This window comes from Paenibacillus sp. NN59, assembly GCF_057597225.1.
On the sequence record NZ_CP199678.1, the window covers coordinates 2,142,092 to 2,164,690 of the forward strand.

The 22,599-nt window shown below is 46.5% G+C and carries 20 protein-coding genes; 18 read left to right on the forward strand and 2 right to left on the reverse strand.

Annotated features, from left to right (window positions below):
* Positions 1-104 precede the first annotated feature (104 nt).
* Positions 105-611: an acyl-CoA thioesterase gene (locus tag ACT89M_RS09640; protein ID WP_373323200.1), complete on the forward strand. Its 507-nt coding sequence runs from the start codon at positions 105-107 to the stop codon at positions 609-611.
* Position 612: 1 nt separating this feature from the next.
* The gene (locus tag ACT89M_RS09645; protein WP_090920522.1) at positions 613-1,017 is read left to right on the forward strand and encodes an FxsA family protein; all 405 of its coding nucleotides are present in this window, start codon (positions 613-615) and stop codon (positions 1,015-1,017) included.
* Positions 1,018-1,140: 123 nt separating this feature from the next.
* Here ACT89M_RS09645 and ytvI read toward each other — a convergent pair whose 3' ends face one another.
* Positions 1,141-2,259 (reverse strand): sporulation integral membrane protein YtvI, encoded by a 1,119-nt coding sequence (gene ytvI / locus ACT89M_RS09650; RefSeq protein ID WP_090920232.1) that lies wholly within the window; start codon positions 2,257-2,259, stop codon positions 1,141-1,143.
* Between the two features lie 495 nt (positions 2,260-2,754).
* Between ytvI and citZ the strand changes: the two genes are divergently transcribed.
* The 4 genes from citZ to ACT89M_RS09670 all read left to right on the forward strand — a co-directional run bounded on the left by citZ (position 2,755) and on the right by ACT89M_RS09670 (position 6,838).
* A complete protein-coding gene (gene citZ, locus ACT89M_RS09655; protein WP_123064199.1) occupies positions 2,755-3,867 on the forward strand; it encodes a citrate synthase in 1,113 nt (370 codons plus the stop codon).
* A gap of 147 nt (positions 3,868-4,014) precedes the next feature.
* Positions 4,015-5,307 carry an NADP-dependent isocitrate dehydrogenase gene (icd, locus tag ACT89M_RS09660; RefSeq protein WP_090920240.1) on the forward strand — a complete coding sequence of 431 codons (1,293 nt, stop codon included), beginning with the start codon at positions 4,015-4,017 and terminating at the stop codon, positions 5,305-5,307.
* Between the two features lie 28 nt (positions 5,308-5,335).
* The gene (gene mdh, locus ACT89M_RS09665; protein WP_090920243.1) at positions 5,336-6,277 is read left to right on the forward strand and encodes a malate dehydrogenase; all 942 of its coding nucleotides are present in this window, start codon (positions 5,336-5,338) and stop codon (positions 6,275-6,277) included.
* Positions 6,278-6,412: 135 nt separating this feature from the next.
* Complete coding sequence (locus ACT89M_RS09670; protein WP_090920246.1) at positions 6,413-6,838, forward strand: hypothetical protein; 426 nt, start codon at positions 6,413-6,415, stop codon at positions 6,836-6,838.
* A 283-nt stretch (positions 6,839-7,121) separates the two neighbouring features.
* On the opposite strand, the gene ACT89M_RS09675 is transcribed toward ACT89M_RS09670, so the two are convergent.
* Entirely contained in the window at positions 7,122-8,681 is a 1,560-nt protein-coding gene (locus ACT89M_RS09675; RefSeq protein WP_308722106.1) for a histidine kinase N-terminal 7TM domain-containing diguanylate cyclase, read from the reverse strand.
* A 428-nt stretch (positions 8,682-9,109) separates the two neighbouring features.
* Between ACT89M_RS09675 and ACT89M_RS09680 the strand changes: the two genes are divergently transcribed.
* From ACT89M_RS09680 to ACT89M_RS09735, 12 genes are all read left to right on the forward strand, one after another.
* On the forward strand, positions 9,110-9,982 hold the full coding sequence (locus ACT89M_RS09680; protein WP_308722105.1) for an SDR family oxidoreductase: 873 nt from the start codon (positions 9,110-9,112) through the stop codon (positions 9,980-9,982).
* A gap of 353 nt (positions 9,983-10,335) precedes the next feature.
* Complete coding sequence (locus ACT89M_RS09685) at positions 10,336-10,680, forward strand: cupin domain-containing protein (protein WP_154886735.1); 345 nt, start codon at positions 10,336-10,338, stop codon at positions 10,678-10,680.
* Positions 10,681-10,845: 165 nt separating this feature from the next.
* Positions 10,846-12,675: a two-component system histidine kinase PnpS gene (gene pnpS / locus ACT89M_RS09690; protein ID WP_154886733.1), complete on the forward strand. Its 1,830-nt coding sequence runs from the start codon at positions 10,846-10,848 to the stop codon at positions 12,673-12,675.
* Between the two features lie 141 nt (positions 12,676-12,816).
* Entirely contained in the window at positions 12,817-13,545 is a 729-nt protein-coding gene (locus tag ACT89M_RS09695) for a response regulator transcription factor (RefSeq protein ID WP_090920260.1), read from the forward strand.
* A 149-nt stretch (positions 13,546-13,694) separates the two neighbouring features.
* Entirely contained in the window at positions 13,695-14,891 is a 1,197-nt protein-coding gene (locus ACT89M_RS09700; RefSeq protein ID WP_154886731.1) for a methyl-accepting chemotaxis protein, read from the forward strand.
* A gap of 251 nt (positions 14,892-15,142) precedes the next feature.
* Positions 15,143-15,898, forward strand: a complete 756-nt coding sequence (gene pstB, locus ACT89M_RS09705) for a phosphate ABC transporter ATP-binding protein PstB (RefSeq protein WP_090920265.1) — start codon at positions 15,143-15,145, stop codon at positions 15,896-15,898.
* A gap of 63 nt (positions 15,899-15,961) precedes the next feature.
* Positions 15,962-16,621, forward strand: coding sequence for a phosphate signaling complex protein PhoU (gene phoU / locus ACT89M_RS09710; protein ID WP_090920525.1), 660 nt, complete (start codon positions 15,962-15,964; stop codon positions 16,619-16,621).
* Between the two features lie 248 nt (positions 16,622-16,869).
* On the forward strand, positions 16,870-19,524 hold the full coding sequence (polA, locus tag ACT89M_RS09715) for a DNA polymerase I (RefSeq protein ID WP_308722104.1): 2,655 nt from the start codon (positions 16,870-16,872) through the stop codon (positions 19,522-19,524).
* Positions 19,525-19,584: 60 nt separating this feature from the next.
* Positions 19,585-20,412: a DNA-formamidopyrimidine glycosylase gene (gene mutM, locus ACT89M_RS09720; protein WP_308722103.1), complete on the forward strand. Its 828-nt coding sequence runs from the start codon at positions 19,585-19,587 to the stop codon at positions 20,410-20,412.
* Positions 20,413-20,561: 149 nt separating this feature from the next.
* Positions 20,562-21,326, forward strand: a complete 765-nt coding sequence (locus tag ACT89M_RS09725; RefSeq protein ID WP_308722267.1) for an MntP/YtaF family protein — start codon at positions 20,562-20,564, stop codon at positions 21,324-21,326.
* Between the two features lie 30 nt (positions 21,327-21,356).
* A complete protein-coding gene (gene coaE / locus ACT89M_RS09730) occupies positions 21,357-21,953 on the forward strand; it encodes a dephospho-CoA kinase (protein ID WP_308722102.1) in 597 nt (198 codons plus the stop codon).
* Positions 21,950-22,513: a lytic transglycosylase domain-containing protein gene (locus ACT89M_RS09735; protein ID WP_090920282.1), complete on the forward strand. Its 564-nt coding sequence runs from the start codon at positions 21,950-21,952 to the stop codon at positions 22,511-22,513. Before coaE ends, ACT89M_RS09735 begins: the two co-directional genes overlap by 4 nt.
* Positions 22,514-22,599 lie beyond the last annotated feature (86 nt).

Below are 22,599 nucleotides of genomic sequence, written 5' to 3' on the forward strand. Positions count from 1 at the left end.
GAAAGAAGCAATGGGCCCTTATGTCCCGTTGCTTTTTTTCCATCTTCATGACACGATTCTGTGATTTGAAGCGTATGAATGGTAGAGCCAAGGAGGCTGAGAACGTGCGAAAAGAAAGTAATGGTAACTGGTATACAGCTCGTCTTCGTGTACGTTATCAGGAGAGCGACCAGATGGGGGTTGTCTATCATGCGAACTACCTGAACTGGTTCGAGATCGGCCGTACCGAGATGATTCGCCAAATGGGGTATACATATCGTAAAATGGAAGAACAGGCACTGTTGCTTCCTGTAACCGGTCTGGATGTGAAGTATCATAAACCGGCGCGGTACGATGACGAGATCATCATTTTCACTCGAATCACTGCTTTTAGCGGCTTGCGCCTGAATTACGAGTACGACATAAGACGTATGTCTGAGGAAGATGATGCTTCACTCGCTGTCGGTGAGCGGGTGTGGGCACATGATGAATCACTCCCAGGTGAACGATTGGTGACGGGATCTACCCAGCATGTGTGGGTGAATACAGACTGGAAGCCGGTTAGACTGGATAAGGTCGCTTCAGAGCTATACAGCGCGCTTGAAAAGGTGTGGTTCTCAGGAAAGGAGTAACATATCAATGCGAAAATGGATGTGGGCTTTACTTTTATTAATTCCGGTAATTGAGCTGTTTGGTTTCATTCTGATGAGTGATTGGATCGGGGCCGGAAAAACATTGCTTCTTATGATTCTCACGTCCTTGATTGGTATAGCCATGTTGCAGTTTGAAGGGCGTAAGGTATTGATGGACGCCAAACAGGAGATGGAACGCGGCAAGGTGCCTGGGCGGAAAATGGTCGATGGTCTTTTCGTTTTTGTCGGCGGATTCTTGCTGCTGATCCCTGGTTTTGTGACCGATCTCATCGGTTTTACGTTAGTATTTCCGTTAACACGTCCAGTATATCGGTTATTCTTCCTGGGCTGGTTGGAGAAAAAGATGAGAAACGGCAGCATTACATTTTATCGCCGTCCGAAATAGGAGAGCATCTATCTCGTTTAAACCAAAAGTCTCCGTTCTGCAGGCACCTTCTGCTTGGAACGGAGACTTTTTTTGCATTAGTTTAACTGGAAAAGGATTGTGATTAATGCTCTTCAATCAGACTCATCGGACTCTGCCATTAATGATATAGGTCCTGAGGTCACGAAGTACATTGGCACGGTTAAAGGCATCGAGAATCACAAGACTCACCGGACCGATAATGAGGCCTAGCACACCAAATAGCTTCAAGCCAACAAACATGCCTACTAACGTTGCGAGTGGGTCTAGCCCCACACTACTGGCAAGAACTTTCGGTTCAATGATCTGCCGGGCAATAAGCAAGATAAGATAGATCACACTAATACCGATGCCAAGATAGATATCCCCGTTCATGAACAAATACGCCGCCCAAGGTACCATGACCAGACCGACACCAAGATAGGGGAGCAGGTCGACCAGACCAATCAGCAGAGCGATCGTGAACGCTGACTTGACTTGAAGGATAAGCAACCCAATCATGACGAACAGCGCTGTAATCGAGATCATGATCAGCTGTGCGCGTACATAACCAAAGAGGGCTTTTTTGAGATCATTCCAGATATCAGAGATCGGTTTGCGAACTGCAGACGGAACCCAACCAGAGACGGTAATGCTATGACGAGTCCAGCCTTTGCTAATGAAGAAGGTAGATAGCAACACCACAATGAGAACTGCACCCATATTAGGTAGCGAGGTCAGCAGGTTTAAAATCAGGTTGAAAAACCCAGTAACAAGGTCACTTACCGCTGTTCCGACGGTCTCTGTTGTTTTGCTGATGTTACTGTTAATGGTTTCTTGATAATTCGGGTTTTCTTTGTAAAAATCGTTAATCTGCGCTATCAAACTTTGGATCGTATCGTTCTGCGTCCAGCGTACAAACGTTTCTTTGATTTCGTCCACATGCAGATCGAAACTGGTGGTTAGTGAAATGACTTCTTTAACCATACGAGTAACAGCCGCAGATAAAATTACAGCGATTGCCCCAAAATACAATAGAAGTGATAAGGTAACCGCGAGCCAGCGTGGAAAACGGAGCCTGTTCTGGAGCAACTTTACGAGCGGATTCATCGCGTAGGCAATAATCCAGGCAATAACAAAAGGATATAACAGCGGGAACAACAGATATACGGCTACGGCGATCAGAAAGGTAGCTACAATAACCCACAGACCGCGAAGCAGACGTTTGAGAATGATTCGATCCAAGGTTCAACTCCCCTTTATTCAGTCAAGAGCTTATCTTATTAATATAGAGCAATCGTCAGCTTTTGAAACGCCAAAAAGAACAGTCTGCAACCGTGTGCCGGAATCCTGCTTAGCACATCGTCTGCCTAAAGTATGCCTGAGGTTTACAAATTATAGCAATAGATTTTGTGACTATATTTTGGTTTGATTTCTCTAATGACATAAATTGTTCAGTACACATTAAATCCCAACCCTGCTTGTGTAAAGGTTTTCAAAAATGCTTTATCACTCCGATAAATATGTTTGATGTGCGAATGAACTCTCATCATGTTCACATAAACGACAAAATCCAGTATGATGATATAAGTAAATACCGATTGACAGATAAGAAAACCGAATTTTGACAACTTAGGTCATTTTTAAAATGAAACGGTTTACAAAAGAGGTTAGGTGCACTTTGGCACTGATATGACTTAGAATGATTTCTGATTTCGCTTATTAAAGGAGAGATGTAATATGACAGCTACCAAAGGTCTGGAAGGCATCGTTGCAACAACCTCTTCGATCAGCTCTATTGTAGACGGTGTGCTTACATACCGTGGATACGATATCGATGATTTGGCTGAACATGCAAGTTTTGAAGAAGTTGCTTATCTACTCTGGTTTGGCAAGTTGCCAACAGCAGATGAACTGAAGTCACTTCGTAAAAGTCTGAGCGATTACGCGCCGATTCCAAGCGAATTGATCGCCCAAATCAAGTTGTATCCAAAACACATCAGCACGATGGCAGCTCTACGCTCTGCAGTCTCCGCGCTTGCGCTCTATGATGAGCAAGCCGACGAGATGACAGAAGCTGCGAACGAAAACAAAGCAGTGAAGTTGCAAGCGCAATTGCCAACCATTGTAGCGGCAATCTCACGTATTCGTAAAGGGCAAGAGCCTGTGGCTCCAAAAGAAGGCGCTTCCATCGCTGAGAACTTTTTATACATGATGACGGGAGAAGAGCCGTCCGAAACCGCGGTAAAAGCACTTGATCAGGCACTTGTTCTGCATGCAGATCACGAGCTGAATGCTTCAACATTTGCTGCCCGCGTTACGGTAGCGACCCTGTCTGATATTTACTCAGGCGTAACTTCTGCGATCGGTGCACTCAAAGGGCCTTTGCATGGTGGTGCAAACGAAGCTGTTATGAAAATGCTGGACGAGATCGGTACACCGGATCGTCTGGAAGCAGCTATTCAGGAAAAACTGAATAACCGCGAGAAGATCATGGGCTTTGGACACCGCGTATACAAAAATGGTGACCCACGTGCAAAGCATTTGCAGAAGATGTCCAAAGAACTGGGTGAGATGAACAACGATACCCGTTTGTATGAGATGTCCGTGAAGATTGAAGAAATCGTGACAGGCCAAAAAGGTTTGAAGCCAAATGTCGATTTCTATTCCGCTTCCGTATACACTCAACTGAAGATTGATCAGGAATTGTTCACACCGATCTTTGCGATCAGCCGCGTGTCCGGTTGGACAGCGCATATTCTGGAGCAACTTGCAGATAACCGTATTATCCGTCCGCGTGCCGAGTACACGGGCCCAACAGATCAGAAATACGTTTCCATCGATCTTCGCTAAACTTTAGCAAAAACAGTATAATCATATAGATGAGGCGAGGGGCTTGTGAATATGAGGCTATACTGCCGAGTAGAGACAGCCCTTCCTTCCTGCAAAAATGTGGTATGCTTCATACTGTGAAACCAAAACTTAGGAGGAATTGTAATTATGAAATTGGAAAAATTTGCACTCCCAACTGAAGGCGAAAAAATTCAAATTGACAACGGTACGCTTCAAGTACCTAATAATCCAATCATTCCATTCATCGAAGGTGACGGTACAGGCCGTGACATCTGGAAAGCTTCTGTACGTGTTCTGGATGCAGCAGTAGAAAAAGCATATAACGGTACTAAAAAAATTGCTTGGTATGAAGTGTTTGCTGGTGAGAAAGCATTCAATACATACGGAGAGTGGTTGCCGAACGATACGCTCGAAGCGATTCGTGAGTACATCGTAGCCATCAAAGGACCTCTGACTACGCCAATCGGCGGTGGTATCCGTTCCCTGAATGTGGCACTTCGTCAAGAGCTTGACCTGTACACTTGCCTGCGTCCTGTACGTTATTTCAATGGTGTACCTTCCCCGGTTAAACGTCCTGAGCTGGTTGACATGGTTATTTTCCGTGAAAACACAGAGGACATCTATGCAGGTATCGAGTACGCTGAAGGTTCTGCAGAAGTGAAAAAAATGATCCAGTTCTTGCAACAGGAGATGGGTGTTAACAAAATTCGTTTCCCAGAAACTTCCGGTATCGGTATCAAACCTGTATCTGAGGAAGGTTCGAAACGTTTGGTTCGTGCAGCGGTACAATATGCTGTTGACCATAACCGCAAAACCGTTACTTTGGTACACAAAGGTAATATCATGAAATTCACTGAAGGTGCCTTCAAAAACTGGGGTTACGAAGTGGCTGAAGCAGAATTTGGCGACAAAGTATTCACTTGGGCACAATACGATGTGATCAAAGAAAAAGACGGTACAGATGCAGCTAATGCAGCGCAAAAAGCAGCAGAAGATGCTGGCAAAATCATCGTTAAAGATGCTATTGCTGATATCGCTTTGCAACAAGTATTGACTCGTCCGGGTGAATTCGACGTGATCGCTACATTGAACCTGAACGGTGACTATCTGTCCGATGCTCTGGCAGCGCAAGTTGGCGGAATTGGTATCGCACCTGGTGCGAACATCAACTATGTAACTGGACATGCTATCTTCGAAGCAACACACGGTACTGCACCTAAATACGCAGATAAAGATGTCGTGAACCCTGGTTCCGTAATCCTCTCCGGCGTAATGTTGCTTGAGCACCTGGGCTGGCAAGAAGCGGCTAACCTGATCTACAAAGGCATGGAAACATCCATCAACAATAAAACGGTAACGTATGACTTTGCACGTCTGATGGACGGCGCAACAGAAGTGAAATGTTCCGAATTCGCTGATCAAATCATTAGCAACCTGTAACAAAAACCTGTAAGGGGAGATGTGAATCGTGACTATTCAGCGCAAAAAAATCACAGTCGTTGGTGCCGGTTTTACCGGTGCTACAACTGCACTGATGCTTGCCCAGAAGGAACTCGGGGATGTTGTTCTGGTTGATATTCCTCAACTGGAGAATCCGACCAAGGGTAAAGCGCTCGATCTGCTGGAGGCTAGCCCTGTGCAAGGGTTCGACAGTCATATCGTGGGAACTTCCAACTACGAGGATACAGCTGGTTCAGACATTGTGATCATTACAGCCGGAATTGCCCGCAAACCGGGCATGAGCCGTGACGATCTGGTGAATACGAATGCAGGTATCGTGAAGTCCGTGTGTGAAAATGTGAAAACATATTGCCCTGAGTCCATTGTCATTATTCTGAGCAACCCGGTAGATGCAATGACGTATGCAGCGTATCAGACACTCGGTTTTCCGAAAAACCGCGTGATCGGACAGTCGGGTGTTCTCGACACTGCCCGATACTGTACGTTCATTGCGCAGGAGTTAAATGTATCCGTAGAGGATGTACGTGGCTTTGTGCTTGGTGGTCATGGTGACGATATGGTACCGCTCGTTCGTTATTCGAGTGTAGGCGGTATTCCAATCGATACCCTGATTCCAGCAGATCGCATTGATGCGATTGTGCAACGTACCCGTGTAGGCGGCGGTGAGATTGTTAACCTGCTGGGTAATGGCAGTGCATACTATGCTCCGGCAGCTTCACTGGTCCAGATGACGGAGGCCATTTTGAAGGACAAAAAACGCATTATTCCGGTTATTGCTTATCTTGAAGGTGAGTATGGATATCAGGATCTCTTCCTCGGTGTGCCAACCGTTCTGGGAGGCAACGGAATTGAGAAGATTTTCGAACTGGAGTTGACAGCCGAAGAAAAAGCAGCGCTTGATACGTCTGCAGATTCGGTGCGTAACGTCATTTCAATCGTTAATATTTAAGTTTTGAAGACTTTTTGAACATGAAAAGTGAGAAAACCTCCGTAAATACGGAGGTTTTCTTTTCTTTGGATAAGTTCCCCAGTATAATAAAATGTGATATACAGCACAGCGAATATGTTGAGGAGGATGAAAATTTTGACAATGATTATGTATTTGCTCCATATCGTCGGAGCACTGGCCATGGGATTTTATCTGATTTTGCCATTCGTGGTAGGTAAAATTCGCACATTGAGCTTGCCAGCACAGGAGGGAGCATTCGCGTCACTTCGTTCCTTAAACAAAGTTGCACAGTATGCGCTTGTTATTCAGCTTCTTACAGGTGGTTATCTGATGACCAAGGGAGATTACTCCCACATCTGGATGGCTGTTGTCGTAGTAATTCTTCTCGCGATTGCAGCCATTGGTGGAATTATGGGTAAACCGTTACGTCTTGCCGCAGAAGGCGTGAAAAATAATAAGGATGTAACACCATACCAAAGCAAAATTCGTACGTTCAGCACGTTGCTTGCCGTGTTCTTGCTCATCATGGTGTACCTGATGGTGGACAGATCCATTTTCTAATAGGAGAATAAGAGTCTTCAGCGTCTAATGTTGATTCTCAAACGATAACTATGAGTATAAGGTGAAGCGTTTGCACATGTTCAGGACAAGTGGTAGCGCTAAATAGCAATTTCTAATGAAATCATGTACGCTTTCAACCGGGTGGCATAAGTAACGCCCGGTACTGTTGAATCAAACCGTACAGACAGAGACAAACAAACAGACAGCCTGCAAAGGCTGTCTGTTTGTTTTGTGATCTTTTATTCAATGACTGCCGGGAACCTGAATACCTCGCTACTCATCATTAGCTAACACCGGCACCATAAACTCGTACTGCATTTCGGCCATTCCGTTTGGACTCATACAAGGCGTGATCAGCGTCACGTAGCAAAGATTCCAGCGTATCCGACTCGCCAACCGTTTGGGAGACACCAAAGCTGGCGGTGACCGGAATGGACTTGCCCTCTAGGTTGAGCGGTTGATTTAACAAAGCCATTCGCAACTGCTCTGCAAGAGTATATGCCTCCTGGAGTACCATGTTCGGCAAAGCGATAACGAATTCCTCTCCGCCGTAACGGGCGAATAACATTTCACTGTTTAAATAATGATTGCACATGGATACAACATGAACGATGGCTTGGTCACCCGCATCATGACCGTACGTGTCGTTGATACGCTTGAAATGGTCAATGTCAAACAAGATAAAAGAGACGGGGTGAAAATTAAGCCGGGCTTCTTGAAGCCATTCTCTTCCTTTGTTTAAAAATTGAGTCCGATTGTATATTTTGGTTAAACCATCGAAATAAGCTAGTTGTTTCAATTGTTCTTGTAAAAAACGTTGTTCGGTAATGTCGATTAGCATAATGAGAATACCGACAACTTGAGGATTTTTGTTAAATACATAAGACGTCCTGACTTGGTAACAGACGGTTTCTCCGTTTAATTGCCAGTACAAGTCGGTTTGCAGCCCTTCTCTTTCATATTCAACGGGAAAGGTCTCTCCTGCAAGACGAAGCCAGATGTCATTCAAGGGTTGCCCAACCATCGATGTTTCAATGTCAGGTAACATCAGTCTTAGGGATCTGTTGAAATCGACAAGACGATAGGAACTATCCAGCACAAGAACCCCTTCGCGCATACTTTCAAAAATACTTTCTTTGGCGATCGGTACAATGGTTAACAGTCTGGAGGACAGAATAGCCCAGATATACATAGCCGATGTAACACACATCAGAACGGGAACTGGGTCGAGGCCAAACGGAGTCACGCCAAGTAAGTACACAAATGCAGCAACCATCGGAATAATCTGCGACACAATTAACGTAAGCAGTTGACGACGGTACATCTTTTTGGTGTGACGCCATTGCCCAATTAAGATAAGGCCAGCACATAAAAGGCAGGAGAACGTAAATGCACCATGGACAACATACCATTGACCAATATCCATCGCCATGACGGGGACTGTGCTATCCTCACGTAACCATACTCTTTTGTAATAGAGATGATGCCAATCATTCGTAGCAACCAGAAAAACCGTAATGGTAGGAATGATGAATAAGGCTGACGTCAGCCATTTAGACAACTTTTTTCCAGTGTAATGGATCATGAGAAGCAGGCCAAGCGGTGCAGAGATCGGCATACCAATATATTGGACGATATTCCAGAACTTCATCTGTTCCAGTGTATTACTGGCGAGGCCGATGGCATATCCGAAGGTATATACGGACAGGGAAGCCGTGTACAGGATAAAGATGTTGGCGTTTGGAAAATGGGCTCTTCTGAAGTACGTATACATACACAGAAACAGATTCAGCACGGCTGACGTGGTCACAAGTGTAATGTAAGTAGTAATATGCGATTCCATGTTCAGATCTCCATGTCAAATTAGATTGTTGTCGTATTGAAGCAAATGAGATGATGCTGCTAATCACGCTAGGTGACTTAAAAAAAGATGAATATAATCTCCACACTGTACATTGTACATCAGCCCTATCTGCTTAGGAACACCATTTGTATGATGAAACAGGTCAATTTCGAAAAAATTTCGAATATTCACAAATGCAGATGGTGACGAAATACAAAGTTTGGATTTCCATATATGTGGTAAATAAGGAATGACAGTAATTATGAGGGTTCGCATTGCTGTCCAGTAGAAGAATAATCTGGTCGGTTCATGCCATCCTACAGAATGAGACTAATGAGAGTTATGACGAATGAGAGACAAGGAAGCATGTTATTTGTGTCCAAGTCTTCTTAAAATCAAACATGTTCATTTTGAAAGGAGAAGGTACAATGTCAAGTACTACCCAGCAAAAACAACAAACGATGCCTGCACAACATCAGGATCAGCGTCCGGGGATTGAATCCAAAATGAATCCCAAGCCTGAATTCGAGAGGGCGCAGTATAAGGCAGCCGGCAAACTATTGGACAAAGTGGCTTTGATTACGGGAGGAGACAGCGGGATTGGACGGGCTGTTGCTGTGACCTATGCCAAGGAAGGCGCCGATGTGGCGATTGTATATCTGAGTGAGCATGAGGACGCCAAGGAAACGAAACGTCAGGTGGAGCAGGAAGGGCGCAAGTGTGTGCTTATCGCAGGTGACATCGGTGATGTGAATTTTGCGAAGAAAAGCGTTCAACAAACGGTCGATGAACTTGGCAAACTCGACATTGTGGTTAACAATGCGGCTGAGCAACATCCGCAACAAAACCTGGAGGATATTACGCCAGAGCAACTGGAAAAAACATTCCGTACCAACATCTTTGGTATGTTTTATGTTACACAGGCGGCTATGCCCCATCTGAAACAAGGGAGCACCGTCATTAACACAACATCGATAACCGCTTATCGGGGAAGCCCGACGTTACTGGATTATTCGTCAACCAAAGGGGCAATTACATCCTTCACCCGTTCATTGTCGATGAATCTGATTGAAAAGGGGATTCGTGTGAACGCCGTAGCTCCTGGTCCGATCTGGACACCCTTGATTCCTTCGACATTTAATGAGAAAAAAGTAAGTGAATTCGGAGCCACGCAACCGATGAAACGTCCAGGACAGCCGGATGAATTGGCACCAGCTTATGTGTACCTCGCTTCTGATGACTCTTCTTATGTCAGCGGACAGGTGATGCATGTGAACGGCGGCGAAGTCGTTAACGGCTAGGTGATGCACCGTGCAAATGGCATTGCGGAACGGGCGAGGATAGTTGCTGTATTGAGAAGAGAAAGACGGGACGCTAAAGCATAGTGGCGTCCCGTCTTTCTTTATATATTTTTTTCAAATAAGAAGAGGGTTCCGAACAGGGGAGGCAGGTTGAAGTCCTATCTATTGTAAGATGTGATTTACAAAAGTCTGTATCTGCGTTGATATATTTATGATACCTTGTACAGGTCTGACTTTAAAGCAATGGGGTGAGTCAGAGGGGAAGAAGGCAGATTTATTGCTCATTTTACATGGAAAGATATCTCATTAGATGTGATATGATAAACCGGATAACATATTCGGGAGGCACTCATATGAAGATTAGCAAACAAGAGGCAGCGCATTATATATGGGGGACTCAGTGTGATGGTTGGCATCTGGTTCAGGGAGAGACACTTAGTGTGATTCATGAGCGAATGCCCGCAGGCACGACAGAAACAAGGCATGTACATGTGAAGAGTCGCCAATTCTTTTTTGTTCTTAGCGGTGAGGCTTGTATGGAGCTGAATGGAGAGACCTATGTGCTGGAAACACATGAAGGCATCGAAATCCCGCCGGGAGCACCCCATCAGATGCAAAATCGAAGTGCACAAGATGTGGAATTTCTAGTTATATCACATCCAACGACACGCGGTGACCGCAACGAACTAAATGGATAAATAATGGTTTGTTTTCATCATTTGAATTTACTCATTTACATATGAACGGTGAGGACAGAAAAAACCTGAAGATAACAGGGATTGGAAGGTTATTCTGTCATCAGAGTGGTTATGTAAATTGTCTTGTTGTTCAACGGACCAAAATATAACAGAAGGAAGAGATTAATGAGACCGTTTCGCATTCGCCTCGCTCTAATCATGATGGTACTCATTGGCGTATCCGTCATTGTAGCCGGATATACGATGGGCAGAGTTTTCAAGACTACTCATATCGCCGCACTGGAACAAACGATGGTGCGTGAAATTAATTTGTTAAAAGCGACATTCCCTTTTCATGATGCTTCCAAACCGACATCAGCGGAAACTCGGAAATATTACTCGGACCGAGCGCTGGAACTGGATCGTCTAACAGACTCGCGAGTAACTTTTATCAATAAAGACGGTGTCGTCATCGGCGATTCCGAGAGTGACCCTGCGACAATGGATAATCACCTGAATCGCGAAGAGATCCGGACGGCTACGGAAGGGACTTTTGGACAGTCCATCCGATATAGTGCAACGTTAGGGCAGGACATGCTGTATGTCGCGCTGCCTGTTAATTCGGATCAAAGTGACATGATTGAAATGCCAAGTGGCAAATTCGACGGTTTTATTCGTCTGTCTATGAGTTTGCAAGCGGTGGATCAAGGACTCCAACGCGGATGGATGATTATGTTTGCTGCCCTGGGCCTGCTTTTTCTCATTGTGGCATTTGTCAGTTACCGGGTAGCTAGAGGTCTAACGTCGCCCATTGAGCATATTACCAAAGTGGCACACCGGATTACAAAGCTGGAGTACGATGCCAGAGTAAAAGTAACGCGCAGGGACGAGATCGGCCAATTGGGTCTGGCGATTAACGGCATGGCAGACAGTCTGCAGTCCCAGCTCAAAACGATTCGGGACAATGAAGCATTGCTTCAAAGTGTGTTGGCGAATATGACGGGCGGGATCGTCATGATTGATGCAACGCAATCGATTGCACTGGTTAATCGGGAAGCAGAGCGTATGCTCGGTATTCAGGCCGTGAAGGTTACAGGAAGACCTTACACGGAACTCAAGCGGCATTACGAGCTGACACGCACGATTGAAGAGAGCGTAGCTAATCAGGAACGGATGCACGAAGAAGTAAGTGTATTTAACCCTGAAGAACGGTTGATAAGGCTGGATGGTGTACCGATGTCAGAAGACAATGGCGGATATCGGGGAATGTTATTCCTGTTACAGGATGTAACTGCGATTCGCAGATTGGAATCCATGCGTAGCGAGTTTGTGGCCAATGTCTCTCATGAACTCAAAACACCTGTGGCAGCAGTGAAGGGATTTGCAGAAACCTTACTAAGCGGCGGTGTACAGGATAAGGAAACGGAACGTTCTTTCCTGCAGATTATTTATGATGAAGGTGATCGACTAAACCGCTTGATTGGAGATATTCTGGAGTTGTCCAAGATTGAATCGAAACGTGCACCGCTGGAATGTTCACCAGTGCATGTGCATTCCTTCTTCGAAATGGTGCTTGGAACTTTGTCCAAGGTAGCGGAGAAAAAGCAGATTCGTCTGGAAATGAATGTACCGGAGGAACTGTATATTGAAGCGGATGAGGACAAAATGAAGCAGATTTTCATTAATCTGTTATCCAACGGCATTAACTATACACCTGAGGGTGGAAGGGTGAAACTCCAGGTGAAGATGGATCAGACGAGTGAGGAAGAGCAGGTAGTTTTCTCGGTGTCCGACACGGGAATTGGTATTCCCAAGAAGGATTTGCCGCGAATCTTTGAACGTTTCTACCGTGTAGACAAAGGCCGATCACGGAATTCGGGAGGAACAGGACTTGGACTCTCTATCGTTAAACACCTGGTGGAGCTTCATCATGGTAAATTGTCGGTCGAAAGTGAACTAGGGATGGGAAGCACCTTCCGGGTAATCCTGCCTTTAATTCAAGAAGAAGAAGTCTAGTTTTACTTTGGAAAGAAAAAGGTAGGCTTAGAGAAGCAAAATGTAAAATGAGCCATTTGCTTTACACAGCGTTAACAAATTAGTGCTATGATAGAAAAAGTGTTGTGGCAACAGACAACCTATGAAGAGAGAAGGGGTATCATGGCACAGCGTTTGCTGGTTATTGAAGATGAACCGACATTATCGAGATTACTTACGTATAACCTGACACAGGAAGGTTATGACGTAACGGCAGAGGATCATGGGTCAGCAGGATATGACCGGGCCTTGTCTCAGGATTTCGATTTGATTCTACTGGATCTGATGCTGCCAGGCATGAATGGTCTGGATATTTTGAACAAACTGCGTATTCAGGGAGTAAGCACTCCTGTCATTATTCTTACCGCCAAGAACGGTGAAGCCGAGGTTGTGCAAGGGCTGAAATCGGGTGCAGATGATTACATTACGAAACCGTTTGGTGTATCCGAGCTTTTGGCACGTGTAGATGCGGTACTCAGACGTTACTCGAATGGCGACGATTTACCGCAGCCTGAGGATAAAGACGGCTCACGTATTATTCTTGGTGAACTTGAAATTTATCCGTTGAAGTATGAAGTGACTCTGGGAGGACAATCGATTAGCTTACGTCCGAAGGAGTTCGAAGTCCTATTATATCTCGCTAAAAAACCTGGCGTGGTGCTGACCCGGGATGATCTGATGAATGCGGTCTGGGGTTTTGATTATATCGGAGGCCAGCGAACCGTAGATGTGCACGTCAGCTCATTACGTAAAAAGCTGGAACTTGACCCTGAATCCGTTCATATCGATTCCATCCGCGGCGTAGGTTATAAATTGGTTGTCAAAAGAAAAACTCCCCATCATTCTAGTTAAATGATCGGGGAGTTTTATTTTACCTCCTTTTTACACAAAGGAAGATTTTTCTTCATTTACGGGGAGTAGGATAAGGTTATCCAAGTGATACTTTGTACCTAAAAACCCACCTTAGGGCGGAGCTAGCACGTAAAGGAGAATGTGTAATTATGCCCATGTTGTTAGAGGCTAGACCTGAGAATCTGGATGTTAGTTTACAAAAAGGGGAAGAAACATCGTTCGTGCCTGAGTTGGAATCGGACGAATCAACAAGTGAAGTTCAGGAGGAACATGCCGTTTCTTTGACTGAATATTTCCGTCAGGTGCCTATAGCTAGGGGAGATACTACTTGCGGAGAGGCTGCGGCGATGTTAAGTGATGGACTGGAGCATCCATGTATTGTGCTCTGTGATGAACACATGAAACCGATAGGATTATTGATGCGTGAGAACTTGTATCGTTTACTGAACGGAAGGTTCGCAGCGGACTTATTTTATCGTAAACCGATTATGAATGTAGCTAACGCATCACCGGTTATTGTAGATATACATATGGACCCCGCAGCTATTATTGATGCCGCGCTTCGGCGGGATGAGGATCATTTCTATGACTGCCTGCTCGTAACGGAGCAGGATTGCTTGCTTGGTGTACTGACGATCCGTGATGTGATGTCGCTTTCTCGTAAACTTCAGCAGAAGGCATCCGCAGATCGCATATGCACCGTGACGGAGAGTGGACAGGAAATTTCACGCATTCATGCGGCTGTAACCAAACTGGTTCAAGCGGCGAATCAGACCGTACAGGAAGCAGGGCAAGTTATCCTCTTGTCAAATGAGGGAGAAGGGCGTCTGCGTCAAGTTGAGTCTTCCTACCTTCAGGTTCATGAGCATATGGGGGATCAGGGCAAACACGCAAGTCAGATGCTCGAATCCATCAAAACAGGTGCGGGTATGGCACGTTCCATTCGAACGCTGGCGGATCAGAGTGGGTTGCTAGCACTGAATGCATCGATAGAGGCTGCGCATGCCGGAGAATACGGCCGGGGGTTCCAGATTGTTGCCGGAGAGATCCGGGCACTTGCCAAACAGACACGAGAAGTGGCTGGAAGCATGACCGTATTGCTTCAGGATATTGAACGTTTAACCCAGCAGACCGTATCCCTCATTCAGGCGAGTGGTACTGAAATCGATGAGAGTGCGCAGGTTGTGCAGGAAGGTGCGGCAGCGTTTGGGAAGTTAAATCATGCGGTAAAAGCTTTGTCCTGCATCGTGGAGACCATTGCTGCTGAAGGCGGGGAAGCTGGCAGGGTCGCAGAGAATATCCAGTTGAAGCTGAAGGCCATGATTACGGATCATTCCGAGCTGTGAACTAAAGCACAACCGAGGCACAGCGTATAACGGAAATCGCGCAGATTAAAAAAGAGAGACCTGGGACGTTGTATAACGGACTAGGTCTTCTTCAGGTGTTTTTACATTCCGTTAACATGAAGGTGGTACTGTTTTTACAATGTTACGTTAGGATATTAAAGATGACTGTGCTGATTGGTAGAGAATATGAACGCCGGTCTCAACGTAAAGGGAATCCGATGATCCCTGCAACGAAGGAGAAGTGAGCATCCATGAAAGACCTCATTCACATTGATGGACTTAATTTATACTATGATACGCATCACGCGCTTAAAAATATATCGATGGATCTGCCGGAGAAAACCGTCACAGCGTTTATCGGGCCGTCAGGCTGCGGTAAATCGACATTGCTCCGCACGTTGAACCGGATGAATGACATGATTCCGGGTGTTCGTGTGGAAGGACAAGTTATGCTGAACGGTTCGGATATTTACAGTAATGAAATTGAAGTGGAGACGCTGCGCAAACGGGTAGGAATGGTATTCCAACAGCCGAATCCTTTTCCAAAATCGATCTATGACAATGTGGCGTACGGACCACGTCTGCACGGCGTAACCCAAAAAGCAGAACTGGATAAACTCGTCGAACAGAGTCTGGTTCATGCGGCATTGTGGGATGAAGTGAAGGATGTGCTGAAAAAATCGGCGTTAAGCCTGTCTGGCGGACAGCAACAACGTCTGTGCATCGCACGTGCACTGGCTGTACAGCCGGATGTGTTGTTGATGGACGAAGCAACTTCGGCGCTGGACCCGATCTCCACGCTGAAAATCGAGGAATTGGTCAAAGAGTTGCATCATAAATATACCATCGTCATGGTTACTCACAACATGCATCAGGCAGCACGAGTATCTGGACGAACGGTATTTTTCCTGAATGGTGAAGTGGTGGAGGCAGCTGATACGGAGACGTTATTCTCCACACCGCAAGATTCCCGGACCGAGGACTATATATCCGGTCGGTTTGGTTAAGGCGAGCTGAACAGGATGATCCCGGCTTACCCGGAGATGATGGAGAAGGAGGACATGAAATCTATGATTCGCAGAAAAGAATTTGATCAAGAGCTGGAAGAACTGCGCTCCCTGCTGAAACAAATGGGGGAACATGTAGGAAATGCCTTGGACGGTGCGATTGAGAGTTTGCAGACATTGAATGTAGAGAAAGCTCAGATCATCATTAAGAATGATGCGAATCTCAATGCCCTTGAGGACAAAATCATGGAGCTGGGCTCCAAGCTGATTATTACACAGCAGCCCGTTGCGAAGGATTTAAGACGTATTATCGTGGCCTTCAAAATCTCCAGTGACTTGGAGCGTATGGGGGATCTGGCCCTCGACGTGGCGAAGGTAACGATTCGTATGGAAGGTCAAGAGCTGATCAAGCCGCTGGTGGATATCCCGCGTATGGCGGAAGTGGTAAAATCCATGATTGATGAGTCCATAGAGTCCTATTTGAAAGAAAATACGGATCTGGCCTATAAAATGGCACAAACCGATGATCAAGTCGATCAGTTGTACAGCAACATGATTCGTGATCTCTACACATTAATGACTGAACATCCAACGAATGCATCTCAGGCTATGTTGCTCTTGATGGTTGGGCGTTACATTGAACGTATTGGTGATCATGCGACCAACATCGGTGAGAGCACGGTGTATCTGGTCACAGGTCAGCGTCCGGACCTGAATCAATAAGTTGTTCTGGGCAGGCACTGCTGCACAAGCAATGAAACATGCACATACAAGATCAGAGTTGATGATCGAAATGAGAGAACTTTCTTCCGGCTGGCCTGTGCACAGGCTGACTGGGAAGGAGGTTCTTTTTTTGCGGAAGAAATGTGGTGAGAAGGGGTGTGAAGTTTTTTTGATGTAGGTGGCAGGTATGGTATCATGAGAGTAGGTATGTAAGTACAGTCTGACCATATGATACGCGAGGTGCTGGAATGGACAAGTTTATTCTTATAGATGGAAATAGCATTATTTATCGGGCATTTTTTGCAATGCCTCCCCTGACCAATTCGAAAGGTCTGCACACCAATGCGGTGTACGGATTTACGACGATGCTGCTTCGCTTGCTGGAAGAACACAAGCCTACACATGTGATGGTGGCGTTTGATGCGGGCAAAGTGACGTTCCGTCATGAAGGGTATCAGGAATACAAGGGTGGACGGGAAAAAACACCGCCGGAGTTGTCCGAGCAGTTTCCTTTGCTCAAAGAACTATTGCAAGGCCTCGGGATCGCGCAGTTTGAACTGGCTGGTTTCGAGGCGGATGATATTATCGGAACGCTGACCAAACGCGCGGATGATGCAGGCAGACAGGTTCTCGTTGTATCGGGTGACAAGGATATGTTGCAACTTGCTTCCGAGCATGTACATATCGGGCTGACGCGTAAAGGGGTTACGGAGATTGAACTGTACGACCCGGCACAGATTAAGGAACGTTACGGTCTGACACCACTACAGATTATCGATCTGAAAGGTCTGATGGGCGATGCTTCCGATAATATTCCGGGTATTCCGGGTGTTGGGGAGAAAACGGCGCTGAAGCTGCTGCACCAGTTTGGATCGGTGGAAGAGGTGCTGAACGGTACGGGTGAACTGAAAGGCAAGATGAAGGAAAAGATTGAAACCCATGCCGAAGATGCACGCATGAGCAAACAGCTGGCGACCATTCACCGTGAGGTTCCGCTGGAACAGACGTGGGATGATATGCAGTTTGATGGATTGAAAGAAGCTAGTGCAGGGCCTGCACTGGCTAAGCTGGAGTTTAAGTCATTGCTGGAGCGTTTGTCCTTTAGCGGTAGCGTGGCTTCCGAGCAAGAGGCTGTTCCGGCGGCTGAGGTTGAATCTACGATTGCAACAGAAGATAACATAGCTGATCTGATGGATATGTTGGATTCGATCGATGTGCTGCATGTGGAAACGCATGGTGACAATCCGCATCAGGCGAAGCTTGTTGGTCTTGCCGTAGGTGCCGGGGAGAAATATACGTTCATATCTCCGGAATTACTAAAGTCTGATGCGGCAACTCCTGTTCGGGAATGGCTTGCAAGTGCCGACCAGCCGAAGCGTGGCTATGATCTGCATCGTGTGGATTTGGCTTTGCATGCACATGGCATTGAATTCGCAGGTGCATCATTTGATGTGCAGCTTGCTGCTTATTTGCTTGACCCGACCGAGTCGAATCAGACAATCAGCGGGCTGACGTCCAAGTATGGGCTGCCTTCACTGGTTGAAGACGATAGCGTTCTGGGGAAAGGGGCTAAATACAGAGTACCAGAGGCGGAAGTTCTGGGTGATTTCTTATGCCGGAAAGCCGCTGCGCTGGCCGCGATTATCCCCCTTCAGGAACAAGCGCTGGAGAGCGATGAGATGAATTCGCTTTTCCATGAGCTCGAAATGCCGTTATCCCGTATTCTTGCCGACATGGAGAAGCAGGGAATCAAGGCGAACACAGAAGACTTACAAGCACTTGGTCGTGAATTTGAAGGACAGATCGGCAAGCTGATGGCGGAAATCTACAAGTTGTCCGGTACGGAGTTTAATCTGAACTCACCAAGACAACTCGGTGAAATTTTGTTTGACAAGCTGGGCCTGCCTGTCGTGAAGAAAACAAAAACAGGATACTCCACCGACGCTGAAGTGCTGGAAAAGCTGGCTCCTTATAACGACGTGGTGCAGCACATTTTGCAATATCGCCAGCTTGCCAAGTTGCAATCCACTTATGTGGAAGGTTTGCTGAAAGAGATATCGGACCGGGATGGCAAGGTGCATACGTTCTATCGTCAAACCATTGCAGCAACAGGACGACTGAGTAGCCAGTTCCCGAACTTGCAGAACATTCCGATTCGTATGGAAGAAGGACGCAAAATTCGTAAGGTCTTTGTACCGTCCGAGCCGGGTTGGTCTATTCTCGCAGCCGACTACTCTCAGATTGAACTGCGTGTACTGGCACATATTTCAGATGATGAACGTCTGAAGGAAGCTTTTGTACATGATATGGATATCCATACGAAGACTGCCTCCGATGTATTCGGCGTGAAGCCGGAGGATGTGGACAGTGACATGCGTCGTTCTGCGAAGGCGGTTAACTTCGGAATCGTATACGGAATCAGTGATTATGGTCTATCGCAAAACTTGAACATTACGCGGAAAGAAGCGGCACAGTTTATTGATCAGTATTTTGAAATATTCCAGGGTGTGCGCCGGTATATGGATCATATTGTGAAGGATGCACGCCGGGACGGTTATGTGAAAACGATGCTGGAACGCCGCCGTTATCTGCCCGAAATCAACGCGAGTAATTTCAATCTACGTTCCTTCGCGGAACGTACCGCGATGAACACACCGATCCAAGGTACTGCGGCTGATATCATTAAGCTGGCGATGGTACAGATGGACGAGGCGCTGCGCGAACGTAAGCTACAGAGTCGTATGTTACTTCAGGTACACGATGAGCTCGTGTTTGAAGTGCCGGCGGATGAACTGGAGCTGATGAAGGAGCTTGTGCCTTCGGTGATGGAAAAGGCGCTTCCGCTGTCGGTGCCGCTAAAAGCCGAAGTTAGCTTTGGTGAGAACTGGTATGAAGCAAAATAGATAAGAAAGGGTCCCGCTGAGCGTCATCTTCCGTTATAATATAAGGGAGGTGAGAACATCATGCCGGAACTACCGGAAGTCGAAACAGTCAGAAGAACGTTGAATCAACTTATTGTAGGTAAAACGATTGATCATGTTACCGTTAATTTGCCGCGGATTATTCAGCGGCCTGACGATATAGAAGCATTTGCATTGGAACTGGCAGGACATACCGTGATTGGTGTAGAGCGCCGGGGCAAGTTTTTACGGATTTTGCTGGACGGGCTTGTGCTGGTCTCCCATCTGCGGATGGAGGGACGTTATGGTGTGTATCATCAGCACGAAGAGGTGGAGAAACACACTCATGTCATCTTCCACTTCAATGATGGCACGGAATTGCGATACAAGGATGTTCGTCAGTTTGGGACGATGCATCTGTTCAGCGCAGGTGAAGAGCTGGTTTCAAAACCGCTCATGAAGCTTGGGCTGGAACCACTGGATGAGGCTTTTACCGTGGACGCGTTCCGCGCTGCAGTGGGGAAACGTACGACCAAAATTAAAGCTGTATTGCTGAATCAGGCATATGTGGTTGGCATCGGGAATATTTATGTGGACGAGGCTCTCTTCCGTGCAGGTATACATCCCGAGACGATTGCGAAGACGCTGACCGAAGCACAGCTGAAGGTTTTGCATGAAGCCATTGTGGCTACGCTGCAGGATGCTGTGAATGCAGGAGGTTCCTCGATCAAGTCATATGTTAATGGGCAAGGCGAGATGGGCATGTTCCAGCATCAGCTGAAAATTTATGGCCGTAAAGCCGAGCCTTGCCATACCTGCGGCACATTGATTGAAAAAAGTGTCGTTGGCGGACGTGGGACGCACTTTTGCCCGAATTGTCAACGACTTTGATCTCCCGAACCAGAACTGAATCAATGAAATGATGAAATCATAGCACCCTTGGATTCCTCCCTCCATATACTGATATGGCAGAAATAAGCGGGCATATACCCATACTGACATCATCAGTTGGCACGTACCGCACAGGGGAGGAATCCGGGGTGCTGCATCATTTTATTTCATTACTGGCGCTTGCTTTTGCAGTGAGTTTAGATGGTTTTGGAGTTGGAATTACATATGGACTTCGGAGGACCAAGATTCCGCTCTTATCCATTGCTATTATTTCGCTTTGTTCGGGATTGGTAATCGCGTTATCTATGCAGGTTGGTGTGCTCTTATCTCATGTTGTGTCCCCAGAAGTAGCTTCAATTGTGGGGGCTGTCATTCTCATTGTGATTGGTGCGTGGTCGCTTTTGCAACTGATCAGGCGGCGGGGCAAAGAACGTGAGGAAGCAGAGAGTGGATTGGTGCAGGAGAGATTGCTTCAAGAAAATGGAACAACGGATTCGGGGCTTTCATCCAGAAGCAAGAATCAATTAATGGTTCTGGAAGTACAGCCTTCGCCAACGGATGGTTCGGTGGAGCGCATGGTATTTACACTGGAATTGCGCAAGCTGGGTGTGGTTATTCAAATTTTGCGCAGCCCGTCCAAGGCGGACATGGATAACTCAGGCAGTATCTCCGCACAGGAAGCGATGTGGCTCGGAATTGCGCTGTCACTGGATGCCTTTGGTGCAGGTCTGGGTGCGGCATTGCTTGGATTCCCTACGCTGTGGACAGCACTGGTGATTGCGTTGTTTAGTGGGGCGTTTCTGTCACTTGGCATGAAGGTAGGATTACGGTTTGCAGCACAGCGCTGGATGCAGAAACTCTCAGTTCTGCCGGCCCTGCTGTTAATGATTATGGGAATATTCAAGTTGTTTTGAGGAGTAATAAAGCTGTTATGAGGTGAGACGATGAATATAGGCTTAACGGGCGGAATCGCAACAGGCAAAAGCAGTGTTTCCGCCTATCTGGCCAGTAAGGGAGCGCTGCTCATCGATGCAGATGTTATTGCCCGGGAAGTTATGTTGCCTGGGCATCCCGTTTTGGCTGCCGCTGTTCAGCGGTTTGGACAAGCTATCTTGAATGAGGACGGAACACTGGATCGGAAAAAGTTAGGGAGTATTGTTTTTCAGCAACCTGAGGAACGTAAAGCGCTTGAGGCCATCACTCATCCGGCGATCCGGAAGGAAATGCGTGAAAGAGCGGCTGCATACGAATTGAAACATCCGGACAAGCTGGTGGTGTCGGATATTCCTTTGCTGTACGAGTCGGGTCTTGAGGAAGGTTTTACGGAAGTTATGGTCGTATATGTACCTAGAGCAGTACAACTGGAGCGACTGATGAACCGGGATCAGATGACCCAGGCTGACGCAGAAGCACGCATTGCGGCCCAGATGGATATTGAACGCAAAAAAGAGCGGGCAGATATCGTTATTGATAACAGCGGATCATGGGCTCAGACGGAGAAGCAGCTTGAATTATTTTTAACGCATAAGGGTTTATTATGAAAATATTGCGTAAAAAACGTGTACTGCTGATCATGTTTGTTTCCTTTGTACTTGTGTTATTTCTAAATACGAACTGGATGGCCTGGTTTTATCCGATTGAATATAAGGAAGAGATTCGGGCGCAATCCCAAAGTTATGAGGTTGATCCGTTTCTGATCGCTTCGATTATCAGGGTGGAGACCAATTTCAAGACCAGTAAAGAATCCAAACGTGGTGCGATCGGACTGATGCAGCTCATGCCGGATACGGCGAACTGGATTCTGGAACAAGCCAAAATTCCGGATACTTCGCTGGAGGAATTGAAACATGAACCCGGGCGAAATATTCAACTGGGGACATGGTATCTGCGTAATCTGTCAGACCAGTTCGGTGGCAACGAAATTGTGATGATTGCCGCTTATAATGCAGGACCGGGGAAGGTCAGCAGCTGGTTGAAAAATGGTGTATGGGATGGCACACTTGAAACGGTGAAGGATATTCCTTTTGGCGAGACACGCCACTATGTACAACGGGTTATTTACTATTATAATCAGTATGTGAAGATCTACGATACGTTCTAAAGCGATTGCTCGGAAAAAGATAAGGAGAAGCACGGAGCAGACCGGTAGTGTACCGGCCGCCCCATGCTCCTCTGTGTAACGTATTA